This window comes from Bradyrhizobium sp. Ken51, assembly GCF_055807435.1.
In genome coordinates this window covers 1-17,474 of record NZ_JBVVPB010000024.1, presented here as the reverse complement: position 1 = coordinate 17,474, position 17,474 = coordinate 1, and the positions used below count along the sequence as shown (strand labels likewise).

General features: G+C 59.0%; 12 protein-coding genes and 2 pseudogenes. 9 read left to right on the top strand and 5 right to left on the bottom strand.

The window, feature by feature from the left end:
* Positions 1-56 precede the first annotated feature (56 nt).
* Positions 57-311, bottom strand: a complete 255-nt coding sequence (locus AC0L27_RS30405) for a helix-turn-helix domain-containing protein (protein WP_473301918.1) — start codon at positions 309-311, stop codon at positions 57-59.
* A gap of 71 nt (positions 312-382) precedes the next feature.
* Here AC0L27_RS30405 and AC0L27_RS30400 point away from each other — a divergent pair, with 71 nt between their 5' ends.
* Positions 383-1,207 carry a YqaJ viral recombinase family protein gene (locus AC0L27_RS30400; protein ID WP_473321409.1) on the top strand — a complete coding sequence of 275 codons (825 nt, stop codon included), beginning with the start codon at positions 383-385 and terminating at the stop codon, positions 1,205-1,207.
* Positions 1,191-2,339, top strand: coding sequence for an ERF family protein (locus AC0L27_RS30395; protein WP_473321408.1), 1,149 nt, complete (start codon positions 1,191-1,193; stop codon positions 2,337-2,339). The genes AC0L27_RS30400 and AC0L27_RS30395 overlap by 17 nt, the downstream gene beginning before the upstream one ends.
* 239 nt (positions 2,340-2,578) lie before the next feature.
* Here the strand turns inward: AC0L27_RS30395 and AC0L27_RS30390 are convergent, their stop codons facing one another.
* Together AC0L27_RS30390 and AC0L27_RS30385 are read right to left on the bottom strand one after the other, a co-directional pair.
* Complete coding sequence (locus AC0L27_RS30390; RefSeq protein WP_354211875.1) at positions 2,579-3,757, bottom strand: glycosyltransferase family 2 protein; 1,179 nt, start codon at positions 3,755-3,757, stop codon at positions 2,579-2,581.
* 644 nt (positions 3,758-4,401) lie between these two features.
* On the bottom strand, positions 4,402-4,566 hold the full coding sequence (locus AC0L27_RS30385) for a hypothetical protein (RefSeq protein WP_354218079.1): 165 nt from the start codon (positions 4,564-4,566) through the stop codon (positions 4,402-4,404).
* Positions 4,567-5,928: 1,362 nt separating this feature from the next.
* Between AC0L27_RS30385 and AC0L27_RS30380 the strand changes: the two genes are divergently transcribed.
* Both AC0L27_RS30380 and AC0L27_RS30375 read left to right on the top strand, forming a co-directional pair.
* Positions 5,929-6,258: a transglutaminase-like cysteine peptidase gene (locus AC0L27_RS30380; RefSeq protein WP_473321461.1), complete on the top strand. Its 330-nt coding sequence runs from the start codon at positions 5,929-5,931 to the stop codon at positions 6,256-6,258.
* Positions 6,259-6,473: 215 nt separating this feature from the next.
* Positions 6,474-6,740 (top strand): hypothetical protein, encoded by a 267-nt coding sequence (locus tag AC0L27_RS30375; protein WP_473321407.1) that lies wholly within the window; start codon positions 6,474-6,476, stop codon positions 6,738-6,740.
* A gap of 1,886 nt (positions 6,741-8,626) precedes the next feature.
* Here the strand turns inward: AC0L27_RS30375 and AC0L27_RS30370 are convergent.
* Positions 8,627-8,947 carry an H-NS histone family protein gene (locus tag AC0L27_RS30370; protein ID WP_275171415.1) on the bottom strand — a complete coding sequence of 107 codons (321 nt, stop codon included), beginning with the start codon at positions 8,945-8,947 and terminating at the stop codon, positions 8,627-8,629.
* A gap of 1,292 nt (positions 8,948-10,239) precedes the next feature.
* Here AC0L27_RS30370 and AC0L27_RS30365 point away from each other — a divergent pair.
* From AC0L27_RS30365 to AC0L27_RS30345, 5 genes and pseudogenes are all read left to right on the top strand, one after another.
* Positions 10,240-10,440: a hypothetical protein gene (locus tag AC0L27_RS30365; RefSeq protein WP_473321460.1), complete on the top strand. Its 201-nt coding sequence runs from the start codon at positions 10,240-10,242 to the stop codon at positions 10,438-10,440.
* Between the two features lie 823 nt (positions 10,441-11,263).
* Positions 11,264-11,593, top strand: coding sequence for a transglutaminase-like cysteine peptidase (locus tag AC0L27_RS30360; protein WP_354211883.1), 330 nt, complete (start codon positions 11,264-11,266; stop codon positions 11,591-11,593).
* Positions 11,594-11,792: 199 nt separating this feature from the next.
* Positions 11,793-11,939 (top strand): annotated as a pseudogene (locus tag AC0L27_RS30355) (transposase); the annotation flags it as partial.
* Positions 11,940-15,252: 3,313 nt separating this feature from the next.
* On the top strand, positions 15,253-15,594 hold the full coding sequence (locus tag AC0L27_RS30350) for a VanZ family protein (protein WP_275171411.1): 342 nt from the start codon (positions 15,253-15,255) through the stop codon (positions 15,592-15,594).
* A 480-nt stretch (positions 15,595-16,074) separates the two neighbouring features.
* Entirely contained in the window at positions 16,075-16,455 is a 381-nt protein-coding gene (locus tag AC0L27_RS30345; protein ID WP_473321405.1) for a hypothetical protein, read from the top strand.
* Between the two features lie 315 nt (positions 16,456-16,770).
* Here the strand turns inward: AC0L27_RS30345 and AC0L27_RS30340 are convergent.
* Positions 16,771-17,474, bottom strand: a pseudogene (locus AC0L27_RS30340) (UDP-glucose dehydrogenase family protein); the annotation flags it as partial.

Here is a 17,474-nt window from a genome sequence, read left to right as displayed (position 1 = left end):
GATCGGGTTCGGAGGACACTGCAATGAATGGACTCAGACGACGCGACGGCTACCCGTCATTGCGTGGGTTTCCTCAGTCGAACGCCCGGTCCACCTGCATTCTCCTCGATGAACTCGATCCCCGCAGAGGAAAGAGCGCTCAAGATTTTAGAAGCCGTCTCGGCGCGCCCCCCAAGGACGTCGTCTGAAGCTTCCAGGCGCTTGATGGTTGGAATCGAGACCCCGGCCGTTGCCGCTAGATCATCTTGCGACCAGCCAAGTAGAGCCCGCGCTGCCTTTATTTGCCTAATTGATACTTTTAGTATTGACATCCTTGCCAGCGGAATAGATACTTTTAGTATCAATTCATCCTTCTTGAATCACCTGACCCAGGATTACAGCGATGCACGTAATTGCCAACAGAATACTCGACAGGCGCACATTTATCGGGGGGTCCGACGCCAGGATCATTATGGGAGAGGATGAAGACAAGCTCGCCAGACTTTGGCGTGAGAAGCGGGGCGAGCTCGAGACCGAGGACCTGAGCCAAGAACTGATTGTCCAACTTGGCAGCATCACCGAGGACCTCAACCGAGCCTGGTACGAGCGAAATAGCGGCCACACGGTCGAAGACGTTCAGCGAAGGGTCCGACACCCGATCCACAGATGGATGGGCGCGACATTGGATGGCCGCGTCGCGCAAACTGGAGCCGTGTTCGAAGCCAAGTTCATGCTGCCTTGGAATTTTTCCGAGGAAGCGGCCGCCGACAAGCACATGGCCCAGCTTCAGCACAACATGTGGGTGATCGCCTCCCGCTCGGCCGTGCTCTCAATCATCACGGGCGGTGGCAAGTGGGTCGAGATCAAAGTCCAAGCCGATCCGCTCTATCAGCACCTGCTGCTCACGGCCGAGAAGAAGTTCTGGCGTTGCGTTCAAAGCGGCGAGCCGCCGGTTCTGTTCAACATCGAAACGCCACGTCCACGGCTTGACGCCGTCAAGGTCGTGGACATGTCTTCTTCCAATCACTGGGCCGAACTAGCTGCCACCTATCTTCGGACGCGCGAGGCGCACGGCGAGCATGAGACCGCTAAGGCCGACCTGAAGAAGCTGGTGCCGGAGGATGCCAAGGAGGCAACCGGCCACGGCATCAAGGCCAAACGCTCCAAGTTGGGCGCGATCAGCTTCGAGGCGCAGCCTACGGAGGCCGAACATGCACCAATCCAGTGAGCGGATCGGCGCCATCGCTGCAGCCCTCGCCCGGGCCCAAGCCGAGTTGACGAACCCAGAGAAGACACTGACCGCGGTGATGCGCTCGCCGTTTCCGCGCGAGGACGATCGCACCTTTCGTTACGCGTCCCTTGCCTCCGGGCTAGAGATCGTCCGCAAGACTTTAAGCCAGCAGGAGATCGCCACCATCCAGACCACCCGGATCGAGGCCGCCACGGCCAAAATCCATCTCACGACGCTGCTTGCCCATTCCTCCGGGGAGTGGATCGCCTCGGAGTGGCCGGTCTGCGCCGCCAAGGACGTCGAGGCACCGCACCGGATGGGGGCCGCGCTCACCTATGCAAGGCGCTATGCCCTATTCGCTCTGGTCGGAATTGCCGGGGAGGACGATCTGGATGCTCCCGACGCGCTGGCCGGACCGCGCGGGGCGGAGCCGCAAGCCCCTCTCGGCGCAAAAACGAAGCGGACTCAGGGCCTTCTCAACCGCGCGCCGGTGCTAGATCCACCGCGGTCGGCTGAGCTCCGCGAGCAACTGTTGAGCCAACTTGAAGCTCTGCTGGCCAGCGAAGGCTTGCTCGCCTGGGCGAAGGCCAGCCTCCCGCTCAAGAACACCCTTCTGGAGTCGGATGCCCGGCTCGTCGAGTCCGCTTATCAGAACAAGCTTGAAGACGTTGCCCGTTCGCCGGCCAGCGGCGTCGAACCAACGCCCGAAATATCATCGGAGCTGCTCCCGGATGCCGTCGCAGGAACCCACTTGACGCCGCACCCATCACTCCAGGAGGTTGGGCTCGCCCATCCGAAGGAGCCTCCACGCAAGCGCAGCAAGGCCCATTTGGTGTTTGTCCGAGAACAGCCCTGCCTCGTTTGCCAGCAAACTCCATGCGATGCGCATCACCTGAAATTCGCACAACCAAGCAGCCTTGGGCGGAAGGTCAGCGACGAGTTCACGGTGCCACTGTGCCGCGCCCACCATCAAGAGCTGCATAGGTACGGCAATGAACGAGCATGGTGGACGAACCTGCAGATCACGCCGTTGCAGGTGGCGCTGGACTTGTGGGCGGCTGGCCCCATCCACGGCCCAGCCACAGCTGCGGTTCTGAGTGAGGCCGCTTCCGAGCGCCCGGAGCCGTGAACAGCTCGTCCGCGGCGCCGCAGCTCGCTTCCACGGCGCCGCAGCTCGCTCGACGGCGCTGCCGAAAAGCGACGCGCCGTTCTTCCCATTGGTCGCTACTGGTTTGTCTGCGATCTGATAGGGCGTGAGTCAGAGTTCAAAAATTCGAGCAGAGGAGTTTAGCGACCGGGGGGAGCGGAAAGCCTGCCCGACGTGGCTTGTAAGTGGTAGGCGCAGGCAACAGGCCTAACGGCTCGAGCCTATCGGCTGTTCGGGCGAGCCCGGGCCGGATCCGGCGCGCCGATTGGCAAACCGTTCGCCGAGTGGCCAACCCCGACGACGCTTACGGCGCCAGCACCGGCAGCGCTGTTTGGTGCGGCTGTGTTTGTACCTCGGGTTGCGGCGCGCTGCTCCGCCGACACCGCACCAGCCGTCGTCTTTTGCTTCGCGCCCGGTTCGCCGATCCGAAAACACGAACTCAGCTCCGGAAATCCGCGCTGCCGCGGTCCCAGCCGTGCTTGGAGCCCCGAGCGCAACCAGCTCAGAACGTCGCGTGGCAGCTGAAACGTCAACGCTTTAACCGCCAGCAACGGATGCCGACGAACTACGAGCGCCAGGCAAGTTGCAAAATAGCCAAATTTGCGGCTGGCCAGGGCCACCCGCAGCAACGCGACGCTATAGATTTGAACTCCAAGCCTCAACCTGTGCGCCCGGTCGGGATGGGAAACGGCCATCTCGTCTGCGACCAGCATATAGGACCGTAGCATACTCGGCAGGTTGCTCGACATATTTTCCGGCAAAAGGCGGTAGCCAACCAGATGTTCGGGAACGACAGCGAAGTGATATCTTTCAGCCACGCGGCAATAGAAAAGCAGATCCTCGCAGCCCTGCGCGCCCGCCGCGTGGAGCTTGCTGTCGAAGCCATTGACGGCATGCAGTGCTTCCCGGCGGACGAGGATCCCGCTGCCGTTACCTACAAAATTCCATGTGAGGATGTCGTCCAGGACATCGCCTGCGCAATAGACCGGAGCCGCCTTAACGAGCTCCCGGCTCTTGGCGTCGATGCGCACGTGCCAGCTGTAGGCAAGGCCGGTCTTTTCTCCTGCCGAAATAAGGGCCTGAAGCTCGCGTTCGACCTTGGTGGGCGCCCAAAGATCATCGGCATCGACGAATCCGATGAAATCGGCGCGAGCGCTTTGCCACCCGCGATTGCGGGCCGCCGCGACCCCCGCATGGTCCTGCCTGATGATCCTGATCCGGGGATCCTGATCGGCATGTTTTTGCGCGACCATGACGGTGTTGTCGGTCGAGCCATCATCCACGACATGGATCTCCAGTAGCTCGTGTGACTGCGACCGGACGCTCCGGAGCGTTTCGTCAATCGTCGCGGAAGCGTTGTATGCGGGAATGACCACGCTGACGAGGCAGGTTTCGCTCAAACTACCTCTCCGTGCAGCAGACGGATACTTCGAGCGTGCAATCGCCTCGTACCGTGTTCAAGCCGTGGAACATACATTGAAGATGCCGCCCGAACATGGCGGGTTCTCGACAAAGCCCACACCACCCGAATCTAGCGGAATATAAAGGCTGCGCTGAGGTCCACGAGAAGCTGTTATCCGAGGTCTTAAAGATCACCGAAATCGCGCGCCCCCAAAATCAAAAAGGGTGATCGCGCGTCGACGAAGCTGATTTCAAGCGCCGTCGAGCGTTGGACCTGCCAGCGAGCGCACGGTTCGACGTCAACCTCAAAACTCCGACGGACGGCGAAGCTTGGCGCAGCGTTAACCTCGGCTATGGAGGCGATCAAGGCTGCCTTCCCGCCGTTGACGGGCCAGTTGCCGAAACCGTCGCGTCGTCGATCTTCATCCGGCGCAAACTCATTTCTATCGCCATGTTGGACAGCGGCTTCCCGGGAGCCTGATTGGGAGATATGAACTCACCTCGTTGAGCTGCCTGAGGATCGCCACGGCGCGACCGGACAGCGGCACACGATGTTCGCGACCCGTTTTCGCGCGTATTGCAGGTACCGTCCAGATCTTCTCGTCCAAATCGATCTCGGCCCACGGGCGCCAAGGATTTCCCCTCACCGGGCGGCTGTCAGGATGCAGAGTTCCAAAGCAACCCCGGCTGCGGCCTCCCGCTCGCGCAATAGGGCGGTGAACCAGGCGATATTGAAGGACATGGCAGCATGGTGACCGCGCGCCAGCTTGGACGGCTTGGGCAGCAGGTGGTCTAGATGACCCGCCATCGGGCCGGGTTCACTGCTCGCGTAAACCTGCTCGCGTGGGCGAAGGCCAGCCTACCGCTCAAAGAACACCCTTCTGGAGTCGGACGCCCGGCTCGCCGAGCCCGCCTATCAGAACAAGCTTGAAGGCTTTGCCCGTTCGCCGGCCAGCGGCATCGAACCAACGCTCGAAATAACAATGGAGCTGCTCCCGGGTACGGTCGCCGCGACTGACGGGCGCCGCAGCTACTCCTGGAGGGGGATGGGCTTGCCTATCCCAAAGAGCCGCCGCGTAAGTGCCACAAGGTCCACCCGTTGATGGTCCGAGAACCCGCCTCGTTTGCCAGCAAACCCCGTGCGACACTCGTCATCTGAGGTTCGCTAGCCGAGCACCCTCGGGCGCAAGGTCAGCACGAGTTCACGTTGCCGCTCTGCCGTGCCCATCACCAAGAGCTGTATCGGTACGGCAATGAGCGAACCTTATGGGCTAACTTGCAGATCACGCCGTTGCCGGTTGCGCCGGACTTGTGGGCGACTGGCCCCGTTCGTGGTCCACGCCCCGCTCAGGCTTTGAGCGGGGCTGTTGTCGCACGCCCGGATTTCAAACTCTCATCATTGTGAATGCCCTTCGCGGCGGATCAGCTCACCCCGTGGCGCCGCTGACAGAACTTGTGGTATTAGCACCCGCCTCACTGCTCCTGCCGGCGCAAAATATCTTGCGAACCATGCGTAGCGTGCAGCTGACGACCTTTGCCGATCTCTCAGTGGTTGCGATCGCACCTGCCCAACTGCTGGTAGGTCCAGCACCACCGATTTTTGCGCCACCTTGTTCTCAAGCCTGACCGCTTTGGCGCAATGCAGCAAACCTGCAGAACGCGGGGTGCTAGGATCGGAGCTCATCTCGCCGACATCCCAAGCTGGTCTCCAGCACTCTGTTCGAGGCGGATCTTAGGAACCATTTCCGATTGAAGCCGTTGGTTGAACAACCTATAGTGATGTCCGCGCAACAACGCACGTAACGCCGGCGACGGCACTAAACTCTACGCCTTCCGCGCAGACAGTACGTGGGAAATTATAAGTACGTGGGGAGCTCCAAATGCACCCTTTTCCGCCGCTTTAGCCGGAGCCGCGCTGGCAGTCGGGGAGATGATGATCGGGTTTCAGCCCGGCAATGCGGGACAATTGGACATGCCCCCGAGAACGCTCTCGGTGAACCAGCACATCCAGTTCGGGACCCCCACGCTGCCACCGATGGCCTACACTATGTTTTGCCTGCGCTACGGGGATGAATGCCGCAGAAGGCCGTTGTTTCGCGGCGGGGCGGTTCGCCTCACTGACAAACGCTGGGCCGATCTTAAGCTGGTTAATTAGACCGTTAATCGCAGCATCATTCCTGAGAACCAGGAATTGGGCCCAGTTGTCGAAACCTGGTTGATCAATCCGGATCGTGGCGATTGCAACGATTACGCAGTGAGCAAGCGCCACGAGCTGCTCAATCGCGGCTGGCCTGCGGGCGCCCTGCTGCTGAGTGAGGTCGTCACAAAATTGGGAAAACATCATCTTATTGTCGTCGTGCGTACCCGAAGCGGTACTCTAATTCTGGATAATCTGACGCCGCAAATCAAACCGTGGGCGCGTGCGCCGTATCGCTGGGTACGAATTCAAATGCCGAACAACCCTCAGCTGTGGACCACGATTGCCGACGTTGGGGAGTGAGTGTGTCTCGAGTTCGTCGACAAAATTCCCGTAGCCCGACCAAAGTACTTTCCTCCATACCCCAAGCTTTCGCAGCAGTTGCGCTCGTATATTACAGAACTATGCTTGAGGATCGTTATGCGCGCGGGGGAATAAGGAAAATAAAGCCGAGCGCTTAGCCTCTTTCCGCATCAGCCGCGCGTCTTCTGAGAGGACGGCTTAAATTCCACGACCTCGTGCTGGTCGCTGCAATCCAACTGCCCTTGCTGTTTTACGATTACCTCGAGCTCAAGAGCTTCGAAGGCGAGTTCATCCGCCAAGCGTTGAAAGAACGCGCGCTTTTCGGCATCCGTCGCCCGCTGACTCATAACGGCAAAGTCTCTGGCGTCAGCGCGGAGCTTATTCAATCGTGGCCTGAGGTCCTTCATGTTGTTCCGGCCTGGGTTCAAAACTCATCCTCGGCGGAAACAATAACCTTGCTTGCCGGGATGGCGCACAGGTAACTGCGGAATAGGATATTCGTTCTTTCTTAACTGCTGGTTAGCCGCTTATTCATCGTGCGATATCCGGCTTCCGGCCCCCGCGAGTTGCGGCTCGAGCCATCGTGGCACCCTGCCACCCACCAGATGTCGGTCACAAGTCTGCTCGCCGCTTCGCTCGCAGACCAGAAACCTTCCTTTCGTGGCGGGAACGCGTTTGGGCGAAGCGGTCGCTCGACCTGCGCCTGGGCGTCGAGCACTTTATCGCCAGCTCGCGCGGCGCGTGGCCCGCTCACCTGGTCCGAAAGACTGGTGTCCCTCCCAAACGTTCCGATCGGCTGCTCGGCGGCAAGGTCTAATGCCTGCGAGAGAACTTTGAAAAAGACCGATGGCAGTGCATCGCCGGGAAATCCGAAGGATTGTCCAGACTGCACGCATCTCGCCAAGCCTGCCCACCAAGCCCATCTCGACCACTGTAGACAACTTTACTTCGGTGGTTAAAACGCCGCGCCACAAGCGCCGCCGGGGGCACTGAACAGATCACTGCCAGCGGATTCATCTTCGTTGCTGCGAGTTCTTTTGCTTTGTCGCGACCGTAAGCCGTTTTGAGGCCGCAGCTTCGGCCTTTCTGACCCGCTCTCGCAGCTCGATGAGCTGAAGGTACTCGGCTTCCAGCGGGTCGCGATAGGGGCACTGCTTGGCAGGTGCACGATAGTTCGAACTTCCATACGACGAATATCGAATCATGGAAATCGATGCCTGTTTTCAGACAACCCCACTGACTGGTGGTTCGGGAAAATACCCGATCGACGCGACGGTATTCCGTCTCGGCAACTTGGCAACGATTGTCACTCGTTAAGCTTGATGCTCGCGAGTTGCGTTAAAGCTGGAACTGCCGATCAGAATGGAATCTGCACGCGGCGCCGGCTAGCTAAACGAATGCGCGAGATCGAATAGCTTCGAACCGAGGGCGGCCCACCACGAATATAATACCGCAATTATCCGTTGCGAGTGGCAGCCACTGCTTTTGAGCTGTGGAGAATAGCGAAAACCAGAAGAATTATGAGCCCGGCTCGCATTCAATCCGACGCAGTGAGTCGGAGTCCCTGAAGTGCCGGACATTTGGTTTCCACTTCTCGCGACCGCCATCGTCGGCACACTCCTTTTTCTGGCGTTCCGACGATAGACCGCCCGGGGCAATGAACCCTCAGCCGCCGCTGAAATCGCGGTTCGCTGCGCGATGCTTTGACTGCGCATAAACAGCCAGGTTCACTTCCAAGGGGGAAGGTGGCCGTGAGTACCTGGTTGCTCTTTTTTTAATTGTTTTGAGCGTGGGCATTTTAATCGGCCATGCGCCATGCGCTCCTGTATCCCGGACATCAACTTCTCGTTTAATTCGGGTTTCTTAAGAAGGACAAAATCGTGCACTATCTCATCGTAAGCGCTGCTCCGCGCGAAATAAACCGGCTGAGCTGAGGCCGCCCGCATCGCTCGTCAAGGCGAGGCAGACTGTGGGTCGAGAAGCAAGACAATGGAACGCATTTATTTTGGCGGTCGCGAGGCGAAGGCCGCCTTCGCGCAGCCGTGCAAGTCGCAAAGCGTTCATTGTTCAACGCCTAGCGTCCGAGTTTGCTCTCTCAGGAGAGAAGCCGGTGCGCCCGCGAATGAGACAGCGAGACCGACATCTGAGCGGGGGCTTGCAGCTCGGCTCACGATCTGCGGCCGCGCGGCTTGGCCTTCAACAGATGATGACCTCGGGCGTCCCGCAAACGGCCCCTCCAAACCGCATCAGCTCGCTGCGGCCGCGGCATTCCTCGGCGCGCACCGAGCGCGCAAACCCGAAGCACCTTTATGATATTTCTTCGGCCGACAGGGTGCAGATGGCTGCGTGATCAATTGATCGGCCGCGTCTAATCAAGAGCTTTGGCAATAAGGAAATCAGCCAGCTTGCGGCCGCCTCGAAGTTGCGGCTTGAGCCATCGCGGCACCCTGCCCCGCCCCGACCAGGTCTCCGTCGGATTCTTTGGATTCCGATACTTCGGACGAACGGGCGGGTATTGGCGGCGCTTACGTTCAAACCGGGTGACTTCGTGAGCCATTCCGATCCTGCGCAGCCGTTCCTCCAATCTAGCTTTTTCCGCCAACATCGCGTCGCCAAGTTTGGCGATCACCTCGTCGCGAATTTCCGAAAGCTCGTCAAGCGATAGCAACTTCAGATGATCGATGTTCATAGCTCCATCCCCGATTCTAAGAGCATTAATCCATCAAGCCCAAGCAGCGGGCAAGGCACGGCTTACAAAACTGTTCCCCAATCCACATTTAATTGCAGCAACCAGCGGCGATAAAGGCAAGAGGGCGGTAATACAGTGGCGCGCGAATAACGCTAGGGCATTTAATTCGCCGATCCGATTTGCGATCGGGAATTCTGCACTGTCTTCTTTTGACTACCCCGGCACCGCACTCCGTCGCTGACCCACGTCGCTAAAAAGGCACAAGATCGAGAACAATTTGCAGCGTGAACGAAGAAATTAGTGCTGCCATTGAGAGACCCGGACGGACCAGCCCAAATTAAAATGGAAACAGCGCGTTTATCGAACAGATTCTGATCAGGTGTGATCATAACCGGCTGCGACGAAGAAGTTCAGACGCTCTAGCGCGCTGAAGGCGGCAGAGCGGGGCCAATAGCGTCGACCAAATCCTTGATTGATCAAGCGGCGGTCTTTCGAAGGCGGGCCTGGGGCTTGGCGAAGGCCGTGTCGATTAAATTGAGATCGGCCGAATACAGCGCCAAATAAGGGAGCTCGGCGCCCGCCGTCTCGATCGCGCTGCCGACTCCGGCCCGCTTGTCTGCTGGCCGCGAGGTCGGCGGGCCCAACGGTCGGCGCAAGCGCCTGCGTCACGTAAGCCTCGCACGCCGGATCACCCATGGGGCCGTCGAGGACCATCGGCGCCGTCATGCCACTCGCCCTGAGCGCGCCGACGAAGGCACAGCGCTGCCATACGCTGAACGGCCATGAGCCGCGCCATCATGGTCGAGGCTTCGGTCTCGTCGACGAACAGCAGCCGGAGGATGTTCGACGCCGCGAGCCGCAATCACCTCTCGCGCAACGACGAAAGCGGACTAAGGAAGCCTTCTCAACCGTGCACCGGTGCAGACCCACCGAAGTCCGCTGAGCTCCGCGAACAACTGTTGAGCCCTTTAAGCTCTGCTCCCCTGGGCGAAGGCCAGCTCAAAGCACACCCTTCTGGAGCCGGATGCCCGGCTCGCCGAGCCCGCTTATCAGAACAAGCTTGAAGACCTTGCCCGTTCGCCGGCCAGCTGCTTCGAACCAACGCTCGAAATGACAATGGAGCTGCTCCCGGATGCGGCCGCAGCGACTGACGCGGCGTCGCAGCTACTCCTAAAGGGGGATGGGCTTGCCTATCCCAAAAGAGCCGCCCCGTAAGTGCAGCAAGGCCCACCTGTCGTGTCCGAGAACAGCCCTGCCTCGTCTGCCAGCAACCCCCGAGCGACGCTCATCATCTGAGATTCGCTCAGCCGAGCACTCTCGGGCGCAAGGTCGGCGACGAGTTCACGGTGCCGCTCTGCCGTGCCCATCACTCAGAGCTGCATCGGTGGGCAATGAACGAGCTTGGTGGGGTAACTTGCAGATCACGCCGTTGGGTTGCGCTGAACTTATGGGAACTGGCCCCCTTCGTGGCCCACGCACCGCTCAGGCTTTGAGCGGGGCTGTTGTCGCACGCCCGGATTTCGAACGCTCATCATCGTGAATGCCCGCGCATCAGCTCACCCCGTGGCGCTGCTGACAAACCTGTGGGTATTGGCACCCGCCTCACTGCTACTGCCGGCGCAAAATCTTGCGAACCACGCGTAGCATGCAGCTGACGATCTTTGCCAATCTCTCAGGGGTTGCGATCGCATTTGCGCAACTGCTGGTAGGTCCAGCAGCTTTTGCGCCACCTTGTTCTGCGCAATGCAGCAACTGCGGCACTCACCAGATGCCGAGACCCGGGGTGCTGGGATCGGAGCTCATCTGCGCCGACATCCCAAGCTGGTCTCCAGCACTCCGTTCGGTTTCCAATGCTAGAGGCGGATCTTAGGAACCATTTCCGGTCGAAGCCGTTGATCAAACAGCCTATAGTGATGTCCGCGCAACAACGCACGTCAGGCCGGCGACGGCACTAATGCTCTTCGCCTTCCGCCCGCGTCTACGGCAGACAGTACGTGGGGAGTTATTAGTACGTGGGGAGCTCCAAATGCACCCTTTTCAGCCGCTTTAGCCGGAGCCGCGCTGGTACTCGGGGAGGTGGTGATCGGGTTTCAGCCCGGCAATGCGGGACAGTTGGACATGCCCCCGAGAACGCTCTCGGTGAACCAGCACATCCAGTTCGGGACCCCCACGCTGCCACCGATGGCCTACACTATGTTTTGCCTGCGCTACGGGGATGAATGCCGCAGAAGGCCGTTGTTTCGCGGCGGGGCGGTTCGCCTCACTGACAAACGCTGGGCCGATCTTAAGCTGGTTAATTAGACCGTTAATCGCAGCATCATTCCTGAGAACCAGGAATTGGGCCCAGTTGTCGAAACCTGGTTGATCAATCCGGATCGTGGCGATTGCAACGATTACGCAGTGAGCAAGCGCCACGAACTGCTCAATCGCGGCTGGCCCGCGGGGGCGCTGCTGCTGAGTGAGGTCGTCACAAAATTGGGAAAACATCATCTTGTTGTCGTCGTGCGTACCCGAAGCGGGACTCTAGTTCTCGACAATCTGACGCCGCAAACCAAACCGTGGGCGCGTGCGCCGTATCGCTGGGTACGAAGTCAGATGCCGAACAACCCTCAGCTGTGGACCACGATTGCCGACCTCGGGGAGTGAGTGTGTCTCGAGTACGTCGACAAAATTCCCGAGCCCGACCCAAGTACCTCCCTCCGTACCCTACGCTGGAGCTTATCCGATCGTGGCCCGAGAGCCTGACCGAAAAAGGTGCGCGGTTTCCTTCGGATTTGCAAAGTTTCGGGGGAGGACACCATAGCGCGGGACCAAAGCCGCTCGTAACAAGCATCAGCGCAGTGTCCTGCGTTACACAAGTGATTTGCCCGGTACAGAAGGGCGTTGATCGTTCGGAAGATACCGCCGCGACGGCGGTTGGGCCGGCGCGCGGTCGATCTGCGCGAGATTGTGCAGGCGATCTTCTATATTTCTGTCGAGCGGCTGCCAATGGTGAGCCTTGTCGAAGGAGCTCCCGCTATACTCGTTCTGTCGACGATTAAAGATTCATTCCAGCCCTGGGCTCTCGCTCATTCGTTAACCACGCTGAATGCCGGCAAGATTGAAACGTGACAAGGGGCGTCGTTCTGCGCAGGTGACGCCCGAGGCACTCGCCGTATTCCGACAAGGCATCGAAATGCTGCGCGGCCCTTACGACCCATACGAGTTCAGGGATCTAAGGATCGCAATGGCCGCCGCTCTCGGCCGATCAAAGTTCCGCGCATCGCCGCTGGATTGCGAGCGAAGGTCGTTGATCGGCTGCGACGTTGGATCGTCCGACGTCGCGTTCGAACCGCTTCTGAAGGAGATTGGGATGGGGCGCCTATTCATGACGGACGCTGAATGAAGAGCCTGGCGACCTTCTCGATTATTCCTTCGCACCTGCCACAGAACGTCTCGTCGACGAACAACATGGTTTGCGACTAATGACGAGACGGCGGATACGGCCAGCACGATGACAAGAAGATCCAACATCATCCTCAGCCTCGAACTCTCAACACTTCACGGGATCACCTGAACTCACGGAGCACCCCGAGGCGCGCGCGGTTAATTGAGCAAGCCGAAATCAGCTTCAGGGAAATAAATCCCTTCCGGCAGATCTAGAGCGGCCGAAGTCAAATATTGAATTTCGATATATACAGCCGCAACGTCCGGCCTTATAATTCAACTTTAATAGTCTGATTCAAATAAGTGGCGATCGGAAGCGCCGACCTTAGTTCCGTCCAAAATTATTTTCGAAAACCAGAAATACGTATAGGGTTATTCTATTGAGCTATGTTTTGCAGCGTTGACTTATTGTGAGGGGCCAATGGATGCTTTTTGTAGTCCGCGTCGCCGCCATTTTTCCGAGGAACTTCAAAAGCTAAACGACTTGATGCTGGAAGTCCAAGGGCTGCGCAGGCGCGTTGCGCTAGCAGAGATCGAACTCCGAAAACAGACGGCCGCTAAGAAAGCGCCCCTTGCGACAAGGCGAGGCCTTAGGCTCGTCGTAGATGCGAGCGTCGGAAAGACGGCCATTTCGACGTAATTCTTTCCTTGGGAGATTCCAATGAGCGTGGCTCTTCCCTATATCGGTCTTGTAGTGTGTTTCGCAGTATCGGGTTGGCTTACCCTTACTTACATGCTTTAGCCTCGGCGGGCGCTCCTGTTCGTTGCTTAATGATACCGAGCAGCGGTTTCGACATGGGTTGGCTACTGCGAAACGCCGTCGACGAAAGCCTTGCATTCGTCGCCGGCTGTGACCGCGAGCCGGTCGATGTTGTGCTGGGGCCTCGGGCGCAGCTTTGGAAATGGGTTCGGTCGGTAGGCGCGGCAGGGACGCCTGAACAAAGCGATTATTCGGCGTACCTTCTGGCCTCCATGCCGCCGCCAGCTGTAGCGCGCAGCCAGCCTTTATCTTATCAGAATTCCTGCACTAGTTTTGGTTTTTAAGAAAGGAGACGTCAGGTGGCTAAAGCGACGCTCCAACATTATTGATGGCGCGGTCGAACAACATGGCGCGTTGTTCGCAATCCACGCACTTATCCGATCCGCTGCGCAAAGGCGCGTCCGCTGGTTCGGCTTACTCGACCTAGCTGCTTACGAAAACGCTGTAGGCTCGGCTTCGAGCGGACGCGTGCGGACAACGACGTCCAGCGCCTCGGGCGCATGATGCTCATCGCTGCCGTGCTCGATCGCAGGCAGCGCAGCGCCGCACCTCGGAAGCCCCTTCGCTTCGGCGCAGCATGGTCCAGCCTTGTTCCTCAAGGTAGCGCCAGCCCGCCGGCGCGCGCTTTTTTTGTAGTCGCTTAAGCTCGGCTAGGAACGGATCATGCCATCGAGCGCAGGCGATCGATGTGGCGGCCGAGCAAGTACGCCGTCTGCAGGCGCGGAGTCCGAGCGATCGAGCAGCCGGGCCGGTTAAGGAGGAGCATTTTAGATGCGGACCTTCAGAGGAAACGTCTTACGCGCTGACGCGAGGGGGTAAACGGACAACGCACTTGGTCCTGGAACATAATATGTTTGATTTAATTGTTTAATATGATTTAATTCCGTTCGACTAAGTGGGAAACACGATGCCAGTCCAGAACGACGACCGCCGCGCATTCTTGAAACCTGTGGGAAATTTTCCTATCAACCTCTCTCCCATCGGATGCGATTGCCCAGTCTGGTGCAAGGGCCGTCCATCATCACGGCAATAATGGTTGGGGCAACGGTGGCGGCGATGGCAGCCCAAATGGCAAGGACGACAGTGTCCGCTGAATTGATGACGGCCTTTCGGAAGGAGACACAATGCAGCCCAAGCGTTGCGACGGGATTGGCATTTCGCCTCCTTCAGCGTTTCGCTGCGCTGGCTAGCGACGTAGCTGCCGCGCTTGTCGCGCTGCTTATCCCGAGCACAGCTTTGAAGGAAGTGAACCGGCCCCTGAGGGAGGCGACGGTAGCAAGCAGTTGACTGCCCATCCCCATCAAATACCCGCAGCGTCGTAAGTGGAGTTGTTTAGTGTTCGCGGTCCTCATCTTGTCTACGATGATCTCTGTCTCCTTTGGCGCCGGTTACTTGACCAGAGATCTCATTTCTCGTAGGCGCCGCGCCGAAGAGCGCCGCTGGGCACCCTATTTGCAGCCCAGATGGCTACCAACTCAGCCTGCAAACCGAAACGAAAAGGAGTCTTCGCAGAAGGGTGAGCTTGGTCAAATGCTGACCCGATGGGATCAGCGCGCACGCGCGCGGCGGAGCTTGCGGCGCGGTTAGTTGACCCCCGGCTATCTGCCGCTTTCGCGGGTGTCGGCGCTAAGCCTCTGCCTTGAAGCAAATGAACTCACCTCCCGAGCGGAGCGGACAGGCCGTTGAGAAGTCGCTAAGCTCAGCCATATCGCCGTCAATGGCGGTCCGTAAATAGCATTCCGCTCAGGTCGAGCTACCGCCGGAAGGCGGCGTACACAATCGGCCACGTAGCCGCTAAGTCCGGGATCACCTCTCGCAATCCGCAAGCCCAATGCGCGCCTCGTTCTTGCCGCGCTCGACTGGGCGCCGAACGCGGGATACTTTGCGACTGCGCAGGCCAATCGCATTCGGCGGCAAAGGCCGCGCATTCCTGTGCATCGGCCGGCTTGCGGGCTGGCGATCATGCAGAGCAGCAAAAGAACTCGGAAAGAGCGATGCAGCTCAATTCCCAGAACTGAGAGGGAAGCTCTAACTCAACCTTGAGCAGCAAGCGACTCGCACGGGTTGACCGCAGAACAATAGCTCGACGCAAGCCGCGGGAGGCACTATTCGATTGGCTATGTCCCGCAAACTGATCGTTTTGGCGGCCTGGTGCGTACTAGGCTTTATTATCTTTGCGACATTGTCGCCGATTGGGATGCGTCCAGGTACTGGTTCCGCAGGTATCGAGAGGTTCCTCGCTTATGGCCTGCTTGGCGCACTCTTTGTCATGGCCTACCCTCAACACTTGCTACGCGTCATAGCTTTAGTCCTCGTCGTGGCAAGCGCGCTCGAATTGCTGCAACATTTGACGCCAGATCGGCACGGCCACATCGCCGATGCCGGAGAGAAGATCGCGGGAGGCGTAGCCGGAGCCAGTATTGCAAGACTGGCTCAACTGCTAATTCGAGCAGCGGCTTGAGGAAAAGCCGGTAGACCGTTCTTTGTCTGCCTTCTGGAATGATGTGCAAACGGGCCGCCGCTCAGGCGCCGACTGCTGGCGTCCGGCCTTATCACCGCGTGTGCAGGTGACTGCGGCACCCTTGTTAGCGCAACTCGTATTGGCTACATCGGGAATCCGCGCGCTTTACCAAGGTGAGCTCCTGAAGACCATATGGTGGCGCGCAGCGCAACAGTGCGTACTCAGAGTAATACGGCGCAGGTGCGCGCCAACACAGGTGGCCGTCGACGGGAACTTCATAAGCAGAAGCTCGAATCGTATATGTGCAAGGATTTGCAAGATTGGGCTCCTTCCTAGCCGCGTATTGAGCTTGGGCTTCGGTGTGCAAACCGAATGCAATCAAAGCGATCGGAAGCACGCGCAATTGAGTTACTCCAAATTTGGCCGCCGCACGGCTTTTAACTTCACTATTATTTTCGATATTTAAAGCCGAGATATTAAATGTCAATTTATTATTTAAGTCAACAGGGGGGCGCTTCGTCGAGGCCGCTGCGCCGCCTGAACCTGATGAGATATCTACCCGACCATGGTTTCCCCTTTCCAACTGAAAGAGCGGCGCCGCGAGATAGTCGTCGCGCTCGGAGCCGCATCGCCCCGATCAGCGACGAGCTTCAGAAGATCGCAGCCATTCAGCAGACGATCTCTGCTTTCGAGGATGTCATCGCAGATCTCGACGCCGAATGCGTCGTTCGGGCAGCTTGTGCGGAGGACCGGCTTGCTCAAGATCGAACCGCGGAGAAGATCATGCGCAACTGGGGTATGGGTACCCGCCTATCTTTTATTGAGACCTTTCGCTCAAACGGCCATTATGCCCCAGGATGACGACGGTTCGATTTGGGCGTTGCCCAACCCCATTGGCAGCTGAACTCTACAGGATCAATCCCCGTATGGGAGTGCCGCGGTGCCTTGGAGGTACTGAACCGACTCGATGGAGGAGCGGCGGCCGTTTCGTTGCGGCCTTTATTGCTTAGCGGCGCGACGAAACGCTGCTTGGCGCGCGTTCCCATCATCATGAGCGCCATGGCCTGCGATCAGTTTCCAAAAGCATCGAGCTAAACGGGATACAATCGATAAAAAGCGGGAGGAAGCGCAGGGAAAAGGGCCGTTTCACCTTGGGAAGGAGCGGCCCACGATTGGCTAATCGCGCGACCCGCTCGGCCGTCCAACGCTCTCATAGACGAAGCCAGCCGCAGCCATCTCCTCGGGGCGGTAGACGTTGCGGAGGTCGACGATGACGGGCTGCGCCATGGTCGTCCTCAGCCGGTCGAGGTCGAGCGCCCGGAACTGCACCCATTCGGTGACGATCACGATCGCATCGGCGCCTTCCGCGCAGGAATAGGCATCCTCGCAATAAGTGATGCTGGGCAGCTCACCCTTCGCCTGCTCCATGCCGACGGGATCGAAGGCCTTCACCTTCGCGCCCATGTCGATCAGGCCCGTGACCAGCGGGATCGACGGCGCGTCGCGCATGTCGTCGGTGTCGGGCTTGAAGGTGAGGCCGAGCACGGCGATGGTCTTGCCGCGCAGCGAGCCGCCGAGCGCCTGACTCACTTTTCGCGCCATCGCGCGCTTGCGGTTCTCGTTGACCGCGAGCACGGATTCGATGATGCGCAAGCTCACGTCATAGTCCTGCGCGATCTTGATCAGCGCCTTGGTGTCCTTCGGAAAGCACGAGCCGCCGAAGCCCGGGCCGGCATGCAGGAACTTGGTGCCGATGCGGTTGTCCAGGCGACTTCCTGCACGTTGGCGCCGACCTTCTCGGACAGGTCCGCGATCTCGTTGATGAAGGTGATCTTGGTCGCGAGGAACGCATTGGCGGCGTATTTGATCATCTCGGCGGT

Bases quoted from the DNA above. Each gene is read 5' to 3' on its own strand.
- AC0L27_RS30400 (WP_473321409.1), top strand. From the start codon at position 383: ATGCACGTAATTGCCAACAGAATACTCGACAGGCGCACATTTATCGGG.
- AC0L27_RS30395 (WP_473321408.1), top strand. From the start codon at position 1,191: ATGCACCAATCCAGTGAGCGGATCGGCGCCATCGCTGCAGCCCTCGCC.
- AC0L27_RS30405 (WP_473301918.1), bottom strand. From the start codon at position 311: ATGTCAATACTAAAAGTATCAATTAGGCAAATAAAGGCAGCGCGGGCT.
- AC0L27_RS30350 (WP_275171411.1), top strand. From the start codon at position 15,253: ATGTCCCGCAAACTGATCGTTTTGGCGGCCTGGTGCGTACTAGGCTTT.
- AC0L27_RS30345 (WP_473321405.1), top strand. From the start codon at position 16,075: ATGTCAATTTATTATTTAAGTCAACAGGGGGGCGCTTCGTCGAGGCCG.
- AC0L27_RS30385 (WP_354218079.1), bottom strand. From the start codon at position 4,566: ATGGCGGGTCATCTAGACCACCTGCTGCCCAAGCCGTCCAAGCTGGCG.
- AC0L27_RS30370 (WP_275171415.1), bottom strand. From the start codon at position 8,947: ATGAACATCGATCATCTGAAGTTGCTATCGCTTGACGAGCTTTCGGAA.